Here is a 15749-nt window from a genome sequence, read left to right on the forward strand (position 1 = left end):
CGTCCAGGCCCGGCCTACGGCCGAACTAGGCGTGCACAGTTTTTGCGGAAGTCAGCGCAGCGCGACGTCGAAGGCGACGGTCAGCCGTTCGCCCGCCGTGAAGGGGCGTGTGCCGTGCCAGGCCCAGGACGGGAACAGCGCGAGCCTGCCCACCTCAGGCTCGATCAGCCTGACCGGCCCCCAGTCGAGGCCGAACTCGCGCGGCGGCTCACCCACCGCGAGCCAGCCGTCAGTACCGTTCCCATCGGCACCCAGCGCTTCGGGCAGAGCGATGTAGCAGGCCGAACTGACGTCGCCGAGATTGTGGATATGGGCGACGTGGAACCCGGCGTCCTGCAGCCGTACCGACCATGCTCCGCTGAAGCGCTTGATCTCGCGCGGGAGCGAAAGCCACGGATGCTTCGGATCGCGCGGCGGAAGACCGGCGAGATAGTCCCGCACCGCGTCCTCGATCGCCGCCTTCAGCTCGACGATTTCCGGGGCCGTCCGGGCGAACAGCATGCCGTCGGTCTGCGTGCCCCCGCGCAACGACTGCTCGAGCGGCTGGCGCTGGGACTGGTGGATGCTTCTGAGGTACCCGGCGAGCGCATCGATGTCCTTGAGCCGCGAACTGATATCGAGTGCGCCGACGAGGTTGCCATCGCGTTCGAGCCAGTGCCAACGCTCCGGGTCGCTGCCGCGCCAGGCCAGCGAGAGATAGGGCAGGATGTCGCGCTGCAAGCCGGCGCGCAGCAAGCGTTGGCCAAGCGTCGCCAGTTCGTCCCAGCGGTGCATCCGCGCGAGCCAGCGCGCACGCAGCATGTCGGCATAGGGATCCTTCCAGTCCGCCAGTGCTGCGATGGCATCTTCCCGCTCGGCAAAATCGTCGGCCTCGCAGGCTGCCTGGGCGGCCATCAGAGCGACGTCGCGCGTGTTACCCAGCGATGCCCGCGCGCGCTTCACGATCTCCAGCGCCGCTTCTGCACCGCTCTGCCGTTCGATCAACCGCGCATACTCGCGCCAGATCTCGGGCGGGCAGCCGGGACGCGCCACGGCCTGTTCGAAGCCCTCCATCGGATCGCCCCCGAGAGCGGCTTCCCAGCGCAATTGCGCCCGGGTGCGGAGCGCATCGAGATGAAAGGGCTGAGAGGCGAGGATTTGGCCCAGCAGCCTGTCGCCATCCTCGCTACGGCCTTCGCCATGGAGGGCTGCGGCATATTTCGTGGCAAGTGCCGCATTGCCCGGATCGGCCGCGCAGGCCCGGGCGAAAAAATCGGCACTCGGCTCGCCCGAATCGAACTGGGCGAAGGCGCGCGTCGCCAGTGCCGAAGCGTCGCCCGGCGCCGTTGCCAGCACGTGGTCCGCGGCCGTGATGGCCCGCTCGGTAGCGAAGGCTTCGCGTTCGAGCATCGCGAGATTGCGCCAGCAGCGGAGATGCGCCGGGTTGTCCCGCGCAATCCGCCGCAAGTCCTCGATCATCGCGGGACGATCGAGTTTCCTTACCTGCAGCACCGCCCGGTCGATCGCGGCATCGACCAGCCGCGGTTCAAGCTGCAGCGCGCGATCATAGGCCTTGACTGCCTCTTCCGGGCGCCCCGCATCGTCGAGCGTGCTGGCATATTCCGCCCATAGAGATGCCTCTCGCGGAGAAGCACGCAGGGCCTTCTCGAACAGTTTCGCCGCCCCCCTCGGGTCGCCCTCCGCGCGGGCGAGGCGCGCCGAGAGATAGAGCACCGCCCTCTCCCGCGGGAACGCCTTGCGCAGTGCGGCGAGCAGCCCGCGGGCCTCGGCAGGCCGCCCCTGCTGGAGCGCCGCCTGCGCTGCCTGGAGCGCCCGCTGCGCTGTCGCTGTATCCATCAGTCGATGCGCTTGACGCCGCGCCAGCCCTTCTTCCCGGCAACCGAGAGCTTGAACGTGCCGAGAGCGCCCTTCTCGATCGTCACCTGCTCGCCCGGCTGGAGGAAACCGAGGTTCAGCGAGCCCGAGGTCTTGGCTTCCCAGATGCTGCCATTGTCGAGCTGGAGCCGCAGAATCCGGTATGTCTGGTTGAAATCGACATGGGTGATCGTTCCGCTGTAGGCATCGGCCGTGTCCTGTTCCTCGGCCGCGAGATTGCCGAAATTGTCACGGCGCAATTGCTCGCGTTCGGCCTCCGCCACCTCGTCGACGCCGAAAATGGTGTCCATCGCATTGTCGAAACATTCGAGACGCTGCGATTTCTTTTCGAGGGCGCGGCACTGCAGCAGCAGGGCGTCGTTGCCCGTGGCCTGTGCATTCAACGCGACCGGGCTGGCAACGAGGATGGCCGCGAGGCCGATGAGACGCAGCATCAGGTTGTTTCCTCTCTCGAAAGCGGATCATGGGATCGGCCGCGATCCTAACAGATTGCCCTGAGGCGACAAGACGAGGCGAGCGTCTCTTTCGGGTCGGGCACAGGTTTCTCCTGCGTGCGGAAACGGACACACCAAGAAGAAAGGGCCTCGCGTTTTGCGGGGCCCTTTCCTTTCGGACGAGGAGATCACCGGGATCAGGTCACGGTCATCGCCAACTCGCCATCGCCTTCGTCGATCTTCACCGTCGAGCCGTCGGGCACCTTGCCCGAAAGGATCATGTCGGCGAGCGGATCCTGCACGTAGCGCTGGACCGCGCGCTTGAGCGGGCGCGCGCCATAGACCGGATCGTAACCCACGCGGCCGAGCCATTTCTTCGCGCCTTCGGTGAGGTCGAGCACGATCTTGCGGTCCTTGAGCAGCTTCTGCACCCGCGCCACCTGGATATCGACGATCGGCGCCATGTGCTCCTGCGCCAGGCGGTGGAACAGGATGATCTCGTCGAGCCGGTTGAGGAATTCGGGGCGGAAATGCCCGCGCACCACGTCCATCACCTGCGGTTCGACGCTCTCGACGTCCTGCCCGTCCTCGATATTGGCGAGATACTGGCTGCCGAGATTGCTGGTCAGGATGATCAGCGTGTTCGAGAAATCGACCACGCGGCCCTGCCCGTCGGTCAGGCGTCCGTCGTCGAGCACCTGCAGCAGCACGTTGAACACGTCGGCGTGCGCCTTCTCGACCTCGTCGAACAGCACGACCTGGTAGGGTCTGCGCCGCACCGCTTCGGTCAGCACCCCGCCCTCTTCATAGCCGACATAGCCCGGAGGCGCGCCGATCAGCCGGGCGACCGCGTGCTTCTCCATGAATTCGCTCATGTCGATACGGACCATCGCCGAATCGTCGTCGAACAGGAAGCCGGCGAGCGCCTTGGTCAGCTCGGTCTTGCCCACGCCGGTGGGGCCGAGGAAGAGGAACGAGCCCAGCGGACGGCCCGGATCCTGCAGGCCCGCGCGTGCGCGGCGCACGGCCTTGGACACGGCATCGATCGCCTGGCTCTGCCCGATCACGCGCTTCGACAGGATGTTCTCCATGTCGAGGAGCTTCTCGCGCTCGCCTTCCATCATCTTGTCGACCGGGATGCCCGTCCAGCGCGATACCACGCCGGCGATGTCGTCCTCGGTGACCTCTTCCTTGAGCAGGGCGTTGTCGGTGTGACCCGAGGCTTCTGCGAGCTTCTTCTCGAGCTCGGGAATGCGCCCGTATTGCAGCTCGCCCGCCTTGGCGAGATCGCCGCCGCGCTGCGCCTGTTCGAGTTCGAGCCGCGCCTGGTCTAGCTCTTCCTTGATCCGCGCCTCGGCGTGGATCTTGTCGCGCTCGTTCTGCCAGCGGGTGGTCAGCTCGGAAGATCGCTGTTCGAGTTCGGACAGCTCCTTGCGCAGCGCCTCGAGGCGGTCCTGCGAGGCGCTGTCGGTTTCCTTCTGCAGCGCCTGCTCCTCGATCCGCAGCTGGATGATGCGCCGGTCGAGCCCCTCGATTTCCTCGGGCTTGCTCTCCACCTCCATGCGGATGCGGCTCGCCGCCTCGTCCATCAGGTCGATCGCCTTGTCGGGCAGGAAGCGGTTCTGGATGTAGCGGTTCGACAGCTGCGCCGCGGCGACGATCGCGCCGTCGGTGATGCGCACGCCGTGGTGCAGTTCGTACTTGTCCTTGATGCCGCGCAGGATGCTGATCGTGTCCTCGACGCTCGGCTCGTCGATGAAGACGGGCTGGAAGCGTCGCTGCAGCGCCGGGTCCTTCTCGACGTATTTCTGGTATTCGTCGAGCGTGGTCGCGCCGATGCAGTGCAACTCGCCGCGGCTGAGCGCGGGCTTCAGGAGATTGCCCGCATCCATGCTGCCTTCGCTGGCGCCGGCGCCGATCAGCGTGTGCATCTCGTCGATGAACAGGATGATCTGGCCCTCGGCGCCCTTCACCTCGTCGAGCACGGCCTTGAGCCGTTCCTCGAACTCGCCGCGATATTTCGCGCCCGCAATCAGCGCGCCCATGTCGAGCGCCATCAACGTGCGGCCCTTGAGGCTGTCGGGCACGTCGCCATTGGCGATGCGCAGCGCAAGGCCCTCGGCGATCGCGGTCTTGCCGGTGCCGGGTTCGCCGATCAGCGCCGGATTGTTCTTGGTCCGGCGGGCGAGGATTTGCACCGTGCGACGGATTTCCTCGTCGCGGCCGATGACAGGATCGAGCTTGCCGTCGCGCGCGGCCTGGGTCAGGTCGCGGGCGTATTTCTTCATCGCATCATAAGCTTCCTCGGCCCCGGCGCTATGCGCGGCGCGGCCCTTGGTCACCTCCTGGATCGCCGCTTCGAGCGCCTTGGCATCGACCCCGGCCGCCTTGAGCGCCTTGCCCGCAGCGTTGTCGGCCAGCGCCAGCGCCTGGAGGATGCGCTGGACGGGGACGAAGCTGTCGCCCGCCTTCTCGGCCAGCTGCTCGGCCTGATCGAGCGCGCGCACCGCGTCGTTGTCGAGACCGGGCGTCTGCTGCGCGCCGCCGCCCGACACCGCCGGCACCTTGGCCAGCGCATTGTCGATCTCGGTGATCGCCACGCCCGGATTGCCGCCCGCGCGCTGGATCAATTGTGCGGCCATGCCCTGATCGTCGTCGAGCAGCGCCTTGAGCAGATGCGAAGGCGAAATCCGCTGGTGGCTGTTGCGGATGGCAACGGTCTGCGCCGCCTGGAGGAAGCCCTTGGCGCGATCGGTGAACTTTTCGAGATTCATGCAAACACCCCAATCACAAGATACCGCCGCGATATGGTGTGGCGATAATGCAACACAAGCCCTCCCCCGCAAATTTCACGAGGTGTATTAGCGAGATATAGGGGTGTCTTCGCGGTTGGCGAGGGGGCAGAGGAAATTTTTGTCGCGGATTGACCGCGCATCCTCTCCGCGCAACTCTTCCGCCATGACTGCATTCGACGACTGGCGCTCCCGCTCTCCCTTCTACGACGACAGCCACGAGGCGCTCGCCATGAGCGTCCGCCGCTTCGTCACGCGCGAGATCGCTCCGCATATCGACCGCTGGGAAGCCGAGGGTGAACTGCCGCGCGATCTACATCGCAAGGCGGCCGAGGCGGGCATACTCGGGCTGCGCTATCCCGAGCAATACGGCGGCCACGAGGAAGGCTTTGACATCTTCCATTCGCTAGTGGTCACCGAGGAACTCGCCGCCTGCGGCGCGGGCGGGCTCGGCGCCTCGTTGATGACACACGGGATCGGCCTGCCGCCGGTCCTCGCGCTGGGTTCGGATGACTTGAGGCAGCGCGTGGCTCCGCCGGTGCTCGCGGGTGAGAAAATCATCGCACTCGGCATTACCGAGGCCAGCGGCGGATCGGACGTCGCAAACCTGTCCACCACCGCCGTGCGCGACGGAGACCATTACGTCGTCAACGGCGGCAAGATGTTCATCACCTCCGGAATGCGCGCCGACTGGCTGACCTGCGCGGTGCGCACCGGCGGCCCCGGCGCGGGCGGGATTTCGCTGCTGCTGATCGACATGGAAAGCGAAGGCGTCGAACGGACGCGGCTCGACAAGATGGGCTGGCGCTGTTCGGATACCGCCGCAATCCATTTCAGCGATGTTCGCGTTCCGGCAGCGAACCTGATCGGCCCCGAAAACGGCGGCTTCATCGGGATCATGCGCAATTTCAACGGCGAGCGCCTGGGCATGGCGATGGGCTGCTGTGCCTTCGCCCGTGTCGCCATGGCCGAGGCTGCCGACTGGGCGCGAGAGCGCGAAACCTTCGGCAAGCCGCTGGTCGGGCACCAGTCGATCCGCATCAAGCTGGCCGACATGGAGCGCCAAATCGAGGCGACGCAGGCCTGGGTCGACCTGTGCGCCTGGCAAGTACGCGAAGGGCGCGACCGCCCGGCCGATTTCGCCATGCTCAAGGTGCAGGCGACGCGCATGCTCGAAGCTGTCGCGCGCGAGGCCGCGCAGGTCCTCGGCGGGGTGAGCTACATCACCGGCAGCAAGGTCGAGCGGATCTATCGCGAGGTGCGCGTCAATGCGATCGGCGGGGGAAGCGAGGAGATCATGCTCGACCTCGCCGGGCGGCAACTCTTCGGTGGCAAACGCTAGCGACTAGCCGGCGGCTACGCCATCCAGCCCCGGCACCATCACCGTCCGGTCGCCGCCGAAATCCTCGCGCACCACGATCAGCCCCTGCCGCTCGAGATGGTCGAGCAGGCGGCGGATGCGACCCGGCGAGCTGGTGCCATAGGCGCGTGCGAGCGCGTGTTCGTCGACCTGCGTCTCGCCCGCATGCGCCGCCTTGGCGATCACGAGGAAGGGGCCGAGCAGGTCTTCCTCTACCGCGCCCGCCAGCTGCATGATCCGCGCCTGCACGTCCTCATCGAGCTCGCCCAGCCCCGCCCCCGCCACCGCGAAGCGGCGACGGAAGGCACGCATGTCGGGCATCGGACCGATCAGCCGCTCGCGGCGGCAGCGGGTGAGGAAGGTCTGGAACTGCGCGCTCGCCGACTGGAAGGCGACGCCTTCCTCGCGTGCGAGCTCCTCGATGATCTCGGCGATCCGCGTCGCCACGACCGAGCTGTCGACCGGCTCGGGCGGAGCGACCTGCCGCTCCTCGGCCTGCGCGATGCTGTCTGCCATCTCCTCGACGCGCGGTGCGGGCGGGGGTGCGGGCGGCGGCGGGGCCTTGGCGACTTCGCTCGCGAGGTCGCTGGTCAGCAGCGCGGCCATGTCCTCGGGCGCGGTGTCGGGCAGCGCCATCAGCCCCTCGCTGCGTGCCTGGTTACCGGTCTTCACCGGGCCGATCTTGCACGCCAGCGGCAGTCGTGTGATCGCCGGGCCGAGCGCGAGGAAATGCCCGCGCTCGAGTTCGCGGATGCGTTCGGCCTGCCGCCGGTCCATGCCCAGCAGGTCCGCCGCGCGGACCATGTCGATATCGAGGAAGGTCCGTCCCATGAGGAAGTTCGAGGCCTCGGCCGCCACGTTCTTGGCGAGCTTGGCCAGTCGCTGCGTCGCGACGATACCGGCGAGCCCGCGCTTGCGCCCGCGGCACATGAGGTTGGTCATCGCCGAGAGCGTCATGCGGCGCGTGTCCTCGGCGATCTCGCCCGCCACCGCGGGGGCGAACATCTGCGCCTCGTCGACCACCACCAGCACCGGGTACCAGTGCTCGCGCGGGGCATCGAACAGCGCGGTGAGGAACTGCGCCGCGCAGCGGATTTGCTGTTCCACCTCGAGCCCGTCGAGATCGAGCACCACGCTCGCACGATGCTCGCGGATGCGGCGCGCCAGTGCTTCGATCTCGGCCGGCGAATAGGCCGATCCGTCGATCACCACATGGCCGAATTTCTCGGCGAGGCTGGGGAAGTCGCCCTCGGGATCGATCACCACCTGCTGGACCAGCCCGGCGCTCTCTTCGAGCAGGCGGCGCAGCAGATGCGACTTGCCGCTGCCCGAATTGCCCTGGACGAGCAAACGGGTCGCGAGGAGCTCCTCGATGTCGAACTCGACCGGTTTGCCGGAGGATTCGTGGCCGATGGTGATCTGCGCTGTCACTATGGGGTGATTAGCCAGCCGAATCCGCCGCGGGGAACAGCCGCGATGCGGTTTTGCCCAATCACATTGCCTCGCGCCCGTACGCTCGCTACGCCAGTTGCAAGAGAGGACGGGTTTTCATGAAAAAGTGGCTGGGGCGCATCGGATTCGCGCTGCTCGTGGTGGTGCTGGTGGCATTTGTCGCGCTGGCGAGCTGGGAGCCCATCTGGGCGAAGCGCGACGGGGTCGCGGTTGCGCAGGAAGCCTATGAGGCGGAAATCGTCCGCGACGAATTCGGCGTCCCGCATATCTACGGCATGCGCGACCGCGACGTCGCCTACGGCGTGGCCGTGGCACATGCCGAGGACGATTTCTCGACGCTGCAGGACGTGATCGCGATGAGCCGCGGCCGCTACGGCGCGATCGCGGGCGAGGAAGGCGCGCAGATCGACTACGTCTACCACCTGCTCGACGCGCGCGGCACCGCCGAGCGCCACTATCCCGAACTGCCGGCCGACACCCGCGCGCTGTTCGAAGCCTATGCCACCGGGCTCAACGACTATGCGGACAAGCACGCCGACGAGATCAAGCTCGCCAACCTCTTCCCCGTCGACGGGACCGACGTCGCCGCCGGTTTCGCGCTGCGCCAGCCGTTCTTCTTCGCGCTCAACAACACCATCGGCCCGCTGGTGGCCGGCGAAGAGCTGCTGCCCGAGTTCGGTCCGCGAATCCCGCTCGATAAAGAGGCGCAGCAGCCCGCAGCCGACGGCGTCGAGGTGATCCGCGAGGAGAAGGTCGCGGAGGCCCGTGCCCTCCCGCTGCCCTGGGGCGAGGACGGCGCGCTGTCGGGCTCCAACGCCTTCGCCATCGCGCCGCAGAAGTCCGACGACAACGTCACCCGGTTGGTCTCGAACAGCCACCAGCCCTGGCGCGGCGGCGTCGCCTGGTACGAGCTCGTCGTCGAAAGCGGCGAAGGCTGGCACTATGCCGGCGCCAATTTCCCGGGCAGCCCCTTCCCCTTCCTTGGCCATAACGAGGATCTCGGCTGGACCAATACGGTCAACCGCCCCGACATGACCGACGTCTACAAGCTGGTGCTCGACGAGAGCGGCAAGAAGTACCGCATGGGCGACCGCTGGTTCGACCTCGAGGAAGAGACGGTGACGCTGCCGGTGCGCTTCGGCCCTGTCGTCTTGCCCGTCCGCCGCACGGTCTATCGCAGCGTCCACGGGCCGGTGATCAAGAACGACAAGGGCGCTTTCGCCATCCGCTATGGCGGGATCGACAATCTCGGCCAGCTCGACGCCTATTACCGGCTCAACAAGGCCGAGACGCTCGAACAGTGGCAGGACATCCTCGCGCGGATGGACATCCCCTCGACCAATTTCCTCTACGCCGACAAGGCGGGCAACATCGCCTATGTATACAACGCCGCCATCCCCGACCGGGCCAAGGGCTACGACTGGCGCGGCGTGCTGCCGGGCGACGATCCGCGCGCGCTGTGGAGCGGGCCGGTGCCTTACGAAAAGCTGCCCAAATACATCAACCCCGCCTCGGGCTGGCTCTACAATTCGAACAACACGCCTTTCACCGCCGCGGGCGAGGCCAGCGATCTCTCACCCGACAGCGTGGCGCCCGAACTGGGCGTCGAGCTCAAGCAGACCAACCGCTCGCGCCGCGCGTGGAAACTGCTGAGCGAGGCGGGGCCGATCTCGCTCGAACGATTGAAGCGGGTCAAATACGATACTGGCTACGAGCGCGCGGGCTATGTCGCCGACCTGTGGGATGCAGTCGAAGCGCTCGACCTCGACCCGGACAGCGATCTCGGCCGTGCGCGGGCGCTGCTGCTCGACTGGGACTTCACCGCCGACAATATCGGCCGCGGCGATGCCCTCGCGCTGCTGATGATCAAGGATTTCATGTCGGCCGAATACCAGAACAAGCCGCTCCCCGACGTGCGCGAGCAGCTCGAATGGGCGGTCGACCATCTGCAGACGCATTTCGGCGGCATCGACCCGCCGATGGGCGATCTCCTGCGGCTGCGGCAGGGCGACGTCGACCTGCCGTTGGACGGCGGATCGGACACGCTGCGCGCCTCGACAACCTGGGACGTGGACGACGACGGGCGGTTGTCGGTGAGACACGGCGACAGCTTCATCCAGTTCGTCGAATGGGCGCCGGGCAAGCGGGTCAGTTCGCAGTCGATCCAGCCTTATGGCGCGGCGACCACGCGACCGCGCTCGCCGCATTACGCCGATCAGGCTGTGCTGTTCGTCCAGCACCGCTTGAAGCCGGTGCATTTCTGGCGACAGGACGTGCTTGCCAATGCCAAGCGGCGCTATACCGTCGCCCACCAGCCCACGCGCTAAACTGGAGTATCCGATGCGTCGCAATTTGTTGAGCGGCATCGCCGCGGTCGCCCTCGCCGGACTAGCCGTCGCGCAGCCGCTGCCGCTCGCGGCGCAGGACACCGCCGAGGCCGCGCCGCTAGCCGAGCTGGTCGACGAGGTCGACATTCCCTACGAGCAGTTCACGCTCGACAACGGGCTCACCGTGCTCGTCCATACCGATCGCAAGGCGCCGATCGTCGGGGTGACGACCTATTACCGCGTCGGCTCTAAGCACGAACCGCGCGGCCGCACGGGCTTCGCGCATCTGTTCGAACACCTCATGTTCGGGGGCAGCGAGAACGTCGAGAATTTCGATATCCCGCTCGAAGCAGCCGGATCGACGAGCACAAATGGTTCAACCGACTTCGACCGCACCAATTACGTCGAGGTGGTCCCGACCGGCGCGCTCGACCTCGCGCTGATGATGGAAAGCGATCGCATGGGCTACCTCCTCGGCGCGATCAGCCAGGAGAAGCTCGATAAGCAGCGCGGCGTGGTCCAGAACGAGAAACGCCAGGGCGACAACCAGCCCTACGGCCTGTCCTTCTATGCCATGCTCGAAGGGCTGTTCCCCGTCGGCCACCCCTATCGCCACTCGACCATCGGCTCGATGGCCGATCTCGATGCGGCGAGCCTTTCCGATGTGCGCCAGTGGTTCCTCGACAATTACGCGCCCAATAATGTCGTCCTCTCGCTGACCGGCGATATCGACGCGGCGACCGCGCGACCGATGGTCGAGCGCTGGTTCGGCGCCATCCCCGCCGGGCCCGAGGTCCGCTCGGTCGAGGCGCCGCCGACCACGCTCGCCGCCGAGACATCGCGCGAAATGGTCGACCAGGTGCCGCAGCCGCGCATCTACAGGCTGTGGACCGGCCCCGCGCTGACGCATCCCGATGCCGAACCGCTCGACCTCGGCATGACGGTGCTCGGCGGTCTCGCCAGCTCGCGGCTCGACAACGTGCTGGTTCGCGACGAGCAGCTCGCCACCGGCGTCTCGGCCAGCAGCTACCAGTCCGAACAGGTTTCGATCCTGTTCGCCCAAATGGACGTGAAACCCGGCGTCGACCGCGCGCAAGCCGAGAAGCGCTTCGACGAAGTGATCGCGCAGATGGTCGCCGAAGGCCCGACAGCGGAGGAACTCGCGCGCGCATCGACCAGCATGGTCTCGGGCGAGATCGACTCGCTCGAACGCGTCGGCGGCTTCTCGGGCAAGGGAGCGACGCTGGCCGAGGGCCTGCTCTATGCGGGCAGCCCGGCGAACTACAAGAAGCAGCTCGAGGCGATCGCCGCGGCGACGCCCAAAAGCGTGACCGAGGCGATGCAGCGCTGGCTGACTCGCCCGGTCTATCGCCTTGCCATCGTGCCGGGTGAGCGGACCGAGGACGGCGCGACCATGGGCGGCTGGGGCGACGAGGCGACGAGGTCCGCACCCGAACCCGACGCCAAGGAGCCGATGGAAATCGAGCGCACCGGGCCGCCGCGCGAATTGCCGACCCCCGAACCGGTCGGCCCGCTGACCTTCCCCGAAGTCGAGCGCGCCAAGCTGTCGAACGGCATTCCCGTGATTCTCGCACGCCGCACGGCAGTGCCCAAGGCGGTGATCAGCGTCGAATTCGACGCCGGCTACGCCGCGGACGGCGCCGCGCATGCGGGCACGCAGTCGCTGATGATGGACCTGCTCGAGGAAGGCACCGAGACACGCAGCGCGGTCGAGATCGCCGAGGAGCAGGAGCGGCTCGGCGCCTCGATCTCGACCGGCAGCTCGCTCGACACCAGTTCGGTCACCATGAACGCGCTGACGGCCAATCTCGCGCCCTCGCTGACGCTGATGTCCGACATCGTGCGCAACCCCGCCTTCGCCGAGACCGAAGTCCAGCGCGTGCGCGACCAGCGGCTCGCGGCGATCGCACAGCAGCTCTCCTCGCCCGGCGGGCTCGCCAGTCGGACCTTGCGTCCGCTCGTCTTCGGCGAGGCGCACCCCTATGGCACGGTCGGCGGGCTCGGCACGGTCCCGGTCGTCAAAGCGATCATGCCCGATACGCTCGAAGAAGAGCACGACCGCTGGATCCGGCCGGAGAACGCCGCGATCTACGTCGTCGGCGATGTCACCATGGCGGAGATGAAGCCGCTGCTCGAACAGGCCTTCGGCGACTGGCAGGGCACCGGCGAGGCGGCACCTGCCAAGGTGCTCGACAGTGCCACCCCTCCCGCGCAGACGCGGCTCGTCGTCATCGACCGGCCCAATTCGCCGCAATCGGTGATCTATGCCGGGCGCGTGCTGCCACTGACCGGCCCGACGCCGGGGCTCGAGGCGCTCGATCTCGCCAACGAAGTGCTCGGCAACGGCTTCCTCAGCCGCATCAACATGCTGATCCGCGAGGAAAAGGGCTGGAGCTACGGCGCGCGCAGCGGGGTCGACGCCCCGGCCGGCCCGCGCCTGTTCACCATCAGCACCTCGGTGCAATCGGACCGCACGGCGGATTCGGTCGAGCTGATCCTGCAGACCGCGCGCGAATTCGCCGACGGCACGAAGGGCGTGGACGACACCGAATTCACCCGCGTCACCGACGGCAATATCCGCGGCCTGCCCAATCGTTTCGAGACTAATGGCCAGGTGCTGGGGGCGATCGTCGAGAACGACGAACTCGGCCGGCCCGACGACTATTACGTCACCCTGCCCGCGACCTATCGGGCGATCGACAAGGCCGCGATCGATGCCGCCGCGCGCGACTATCTGGGGGCGGACGACCTTACCATCGTGGTGGTCGGCGACCGCAAGGAAATCGACGGCCAGCTCGAAAGGCTCGCCCTGCCGACGACCTATCTCGATGTTGACACCGGTGTCAGTAGCGCCGATTGAAACGCCAGTTCAAACCCTCAAGCGAAGAGAGGAATTCCCATGTCTGTAGCCGGTACCTATGACACCACCGTCAAGAGCCCGATGGGCGACCAGAAGGGCACGCTGACTGTCAATCCCGATGGCGACAGCTGGACCGGCCAGATGGCCGGCGGCATGGGCTCGATGGACATCACCGACGGCAAGGTCGACGGCAACACCATCACCTGGTCGATGAACATGACCGTGCCGATGCCGATGACGCTCAACTGCACCGCCACGATCGACGGCGACGCGCTGACCGGCACGGTCAACGCCGGCGCCTTCGGCGACATGCCGCTGACCGGCACGCGCCAGGGCTGATCCTCGCGATCCCAACAGAAAGGGCCGCCGGAGCGATCCGGCGGCCCTTTTCGTTTGCCTTGTGGCGGGTCTCTAGCGGACCACGTCCATTTCCTCGATCAGGTTCTGCGCCCCGTCGACCTTGTCCATCACCCACAGCATGTAGCGTGTGTCGACATGGATCGTGCGCGTGGTGCGCGGGTCGAAATCCCAGTCCGAATTGACGCTCTCGAAGGTCCCGTCGAACAGCAGGCCGACCAGCTCGGCGCGCGCGTTGAGCGTGGCCGAGCCGCTGTTGCCGCCGGTCGAGTCGAGATCGGAGAGGAAATTCACCGGAACCGAGCCGATGCTGTCGAGCGCGTAGGCGCCGTAGTCCTTCGTCGCGATCGCATCGAGCTGGCGCTGCGGCGCGTTGAAGGGGTCCTCGCCCGTGTCCTTCTCGGTGATGCCTTCGAGCGTGGTGAAGGGCAGATAGGCCATGCCGTCGCGCGGGGAGCCGCCGAGCACTTTGCCATAGGTCACGCGCAGCGTGCTGTTGGCGTCGGGATAGGTCGCCTGGCCCTGACTGCGCTGCCACTGGGTGATCGCGTCCATATAGGCCGGGCGCAGCGCCAGCGCGCGACCCGCGCGTTCCTCTTCCTCGTCCTCGAGCTTGCGCTCGTAGGGATAGAGCGCCACCGCGAGCTGCATGAAGGGATCCTCGCTCGCCTCGAGTTCGGCGGGCGTAGCGTCCATCAGCGCGAGGCGGGTTTCGCTCTCGTCGAGCGAGGTGCCGGCGTAATAGCCGTCGACGATCGCCGCGAGCTGCTTGGCATCGTCGACACCGTCGAGGCCCAGCGCCTTGTCGAACACGGCGACGCGTTCGGCGTCGGGCTGCGCGAGGTAGCCGTTCAGGAACAGCAGCCATTCGGCCTTGTCGACCGAAGCGTCGTAGCGGCGGTCGAGCGCCTGAAGGCCCTGGCGGAAGAACGCCATGTCGCGTTCCTGGTAGCCGCTCTCGCGCTCGGCGTTGGGCTTTTCCTTCTCCTTGGCGAGACGGTAGAGCCGCTGCGCCGCCGCAAGCAGCTGCGGGCGGGTGACGTTGCCGTACCAGAAATGCGAGCGATCGGCGGTGGCGCTTTCCTGCGACAGCGAGTCGAGCGCGGTTATCGCCTTGGCATAGCTGGCACGCGTGCGATCGGCGGCGATCCAGGCGTTGAGCGCGGCTTCACGCTGGCGGCGCCGGTCGACCAGGCCGACGCGGCGCGCGCCGTCGATCTGGCCGCGCAGGTTCTTCTCGTAATTGTTGAGGCCCGCGAGGCGCGATTCGTACTTCACCCGCGCATCCGAGCCCTCGGGGGCCGCCGCCTCGATCGTGTCGATCCAGTCGTTGAGCAGCGTGACGAAGGTCGGATAGGTCCATTCGAAGGTATTCTTCACCTCGCCGAGGCGGGTGTAGCGATTGGTCGAGCCCGGGTAGCCCGCGGCCATCACGAAATCGCCGTCGTCGAGCCCCGCGGCGCTGACCTTGAGGTGATGCTCGGGGCGATAGGGGACATTGTCTTCCGAATATTCGGCCGAGCTGCCGTCGGGCGCCACATAGGCGCGGTAGAAGGAAAAATCGCCGGTGTGGCGCGGCCACATCCAGTTATCTACGTCGCCGCCGTATTTGCCGACCGAATCCGCCGGGGCATAGACCAGCCGAACGTCCTTGACCTCGAGCCGCTTGATCAGCGTGTATTCCTTGCCGCCGTAGAAGCTGGCGACGAGGCAGCGATAGCCCACCTCCTGTTCGCATTCGGCAGTGATGTCCTTCACCCGCTGGTCGACCGTGTCGTAGCGCGCGTTGGGCGAGAGCCTGTCGATCCCGTCGCGCACGCGCGCGGTCACGTCGCTGATCGCGGTGGTCACATAGACGCGCGATCCGGGCGCTGCGGGCAGTTCCTCGGCCTTGGTCTTCGCGAGGAAGCCGTTCTCGAGATAATTGTTCTCGGCGGTCGAATTGTACTGCACCGATCCGCGCGCGCAGTGGTGGTTGGTGACCACCAGCCCCTCGTCGGAGACGAAGCTGCCCGAGCAACCCTGCAGCTGGACGATCGCGCCCATCGGGAAACCGGTCAGGTCGGCGAGCGCCTCGGGCGCAACCTCGAGCCCGGTTTCGCGCAGGTCATCGGCGATCTCGGGCAGCTGGCCGGGGGTGAACATCCCCTCCTTGGCGGCAAGCGGTGCAGCGGCGGCGCAGGCCAGCAAGGCCGCGACGGTGGAAATATGGCGCATGGGTGCGACTCCCCCTCTGTTTTTCTCTCTTGGATTGAAAGGGTGGGCGCGCCC

9 protein-coding genes are annotated in these 15749 nt (G+C 66.9%); 4 read left to right on the forward strand and 5 right to left on the reverse strand.

Features of this window, described 5'->3' with window-relative positions; translation table 11 throughout:
* Nucleotides 1-51: 51 nt before the first annotated feature.
* The 3 genes from K3181_RS11515 to clpB all read right to left on the reverse strand — a co-directional run bounded on the left by K3181_RS11515 (nucleotide 52) and on the right by clpB (nucleotide 5083).
* Entirely contained in the window at nucleotides 52-1836 is a 1785-nt protein-coding gene (locus tag K3181_RS11515; RefSeq protein ID WP_221603247.1) for a putative 2OG-Fe(II) oxygenase, read from the reverse strand.
* A complete protein-coding gene (locus K3181_RS11520) occupies nucleotides 1836-2309 on the reverse strand; it encodes a hypothetical protein (protein WP_221603248.1) in 474 nt (157 codons plus the stop codon). Before K3181_RS11520 ends, K3181_RS11515 begins: the two co-directional genes overlap by 1 nt.
* Nucleotides 2310-2506: 197 nt before the next feature.
* The gene (gene clpB, locus K3181_RS11525; RefSeq protein ID WP_221603249.1) at nucleotides 2507-5083 is read right to left on the reverse strand and encodes an ATP-dependent chaperone ClpB; all 2577 of its coding nucleotides are present in this window, start codon (nucleotides 5081-5083) and stop codon (nucleotides 2507-2509) included.
* Between the two features lie 184 nt (nucleotides 5084-5267).
* Between clpB and K3181_RS11530 the strand changes: the two genes are divergently transcribed.
* Entirely contained in the window at nucleotides 5268-6443 is a 1176-nt protein-coding gene (locus K3181_RS11530; protein ID WP_221603250.1) for an acyl-CoA dehydrogenase family protein, read from the forward strand.
* 3 nt (nucleotides 6444-6446) lie between these two features.
* Here the strand turns inward: K3181_RS11530 and K3181_RS11535 are convergent, their stop codons facing one another.
* Nucleotides 6447-7892, reverse strand: a complete 1446-nt coding sequence (locus tag K3181_RS11535; RefSeq protein WP_221603251.1) for an ATP-binding protein — start codon at nucleotides 7890-7892, stop codon at nucleotides 6447-6449.
* A gap of 119 nt (nucleotides 7893-8011) precedes the next feature.
* Between K3181_RS11535 and K3181_RS11540 the strand changes: the two genes are divergently transcribed.
* The 3 genes from K3181_RS11540 to K3181_RS11550 are packed head-to-tail and all read left to right on the forward strand — an operon-like array spanning nucleotide 8012 to nucleotide 13460.
* A complete protein-coding gene (locus K3181_RS11540; RefSeq protein ID WP_221603252.1) occupies nucleotides 8012-10240 on the forward strand; it encodes an acylase in 2229 nt (742 codons plus the stop codon).
* Nucleotides 10241-10253: 13 nt separating this feature from the next.
* Nucleotides 10254-13121: a M16 family metallopeptidase gene (locus tag K3181_RS11545; protein ID WP_221603253.1), complete on the forward strand. Its 2868-nt coding sequence runs from the start codon at nucleotides 10254-10256 to the stop codon at nucleotides 13119-13121.
* 39 nt (nucleotides 13122-13160) lie between these two features.
* Nucleotides 13161-13460 (forward strand): lipocalin/fatty acid-binding family protein, encoded by a 300-nt coding sequence (locus K3181_RS11550; RefSeq protein WP_221603254.1) that lies wholly within the window; start codon nucleotides 13161-13163, stop codon nucleotides 13458-13460.
* A 72-nt stretch (nucleotides 13461-13532) separates the two neighbouring features.
* Here K3181_RS11550 and K3181_RS11555 read toward each other — a convergent pair whose 3' ends face one another.
* Nucleotides 13533-15695 (reverse strand): S46 family peptidase, encoded by a 2163-nt coding sequence (locus K3181_RS11555; protein WP_221603255.1) that lies wholly within the window; start codon nucleotides 15693-15695, stop codon nucleotides 13533-13535.
* Nucleotides 15696-15749: the final 54 nt, after the last annotated feature.

The sequence above is a fragment of the Qipengyuania mesophila genome (genome assembly GCF_019711655.1).
Taxonomy (GTDB): Bacteria; Pseudomonadota; Alphaproteobacteria; order Sphingomonadales; family Sphingomonadaceae; genus Qipengyuania; species Qipengyuania mesophila.

Bases quoted from the DNA above. Each gene is read 5' to 3' on its own strand.
- K3181_RS11515 (WP_221603247.1), bottom strand. From the start codon at position 1,836: ATGGATACAGCGACAGCGCAGCGGGCGCTCCAGGCAGCGCAGGCGGCG.
- K3181_RS11520 (WP_221603248.1), bottom strand. From the start codon at position 2,309: ATGCTGCGTCTCATCGGCCTCGCGGCCATCCTCGTTGCCAGCCCGGTC.
- clpB (WP_221603249.1), bottom strand. From the start codon at position 5,083: ATGAATCTCGAAAAGTTCACCGATCGCGCCAAGGGCTTCCTCCAGGCG.
- K3181_RS11530 (WP_221603250.1), top strand. From the start codon at position 5,268: ATGACTGCATTCGACGACTGGCGCTCCCGCTCTCCCTTCTACGACGAC.
- K3181_RS11540 (WP_221603252.1), top strand. From the start codon at position 8,012: ATGAAAAAGTGGCTGGGGCGCATCGGATTCGCGCTGCTCGTGGTGGTG.
- K3181_RS11545 (WP_221603253.1), top strand. From the start codon at position 10,254: ATGCGTCGCAATTTGTTGAGCGGCATCGCCGCGGTCGCCCTCGCCGGA.
- K3181_RS11550 (WP_221603254.1), top strand. From the start codon at position 13,161: ATGTCTGTAGCCGGTACCTATGACACCACCGTCAAGAGCCCGATGGGC.
- K3181_RS11555 (WP_221603255.1), bottom strand. From the start codon at position 15,695: ATGCGCCATATTTCCACCGTCGCGGCCTTGCTGGCCTGCGCCGCCGCT.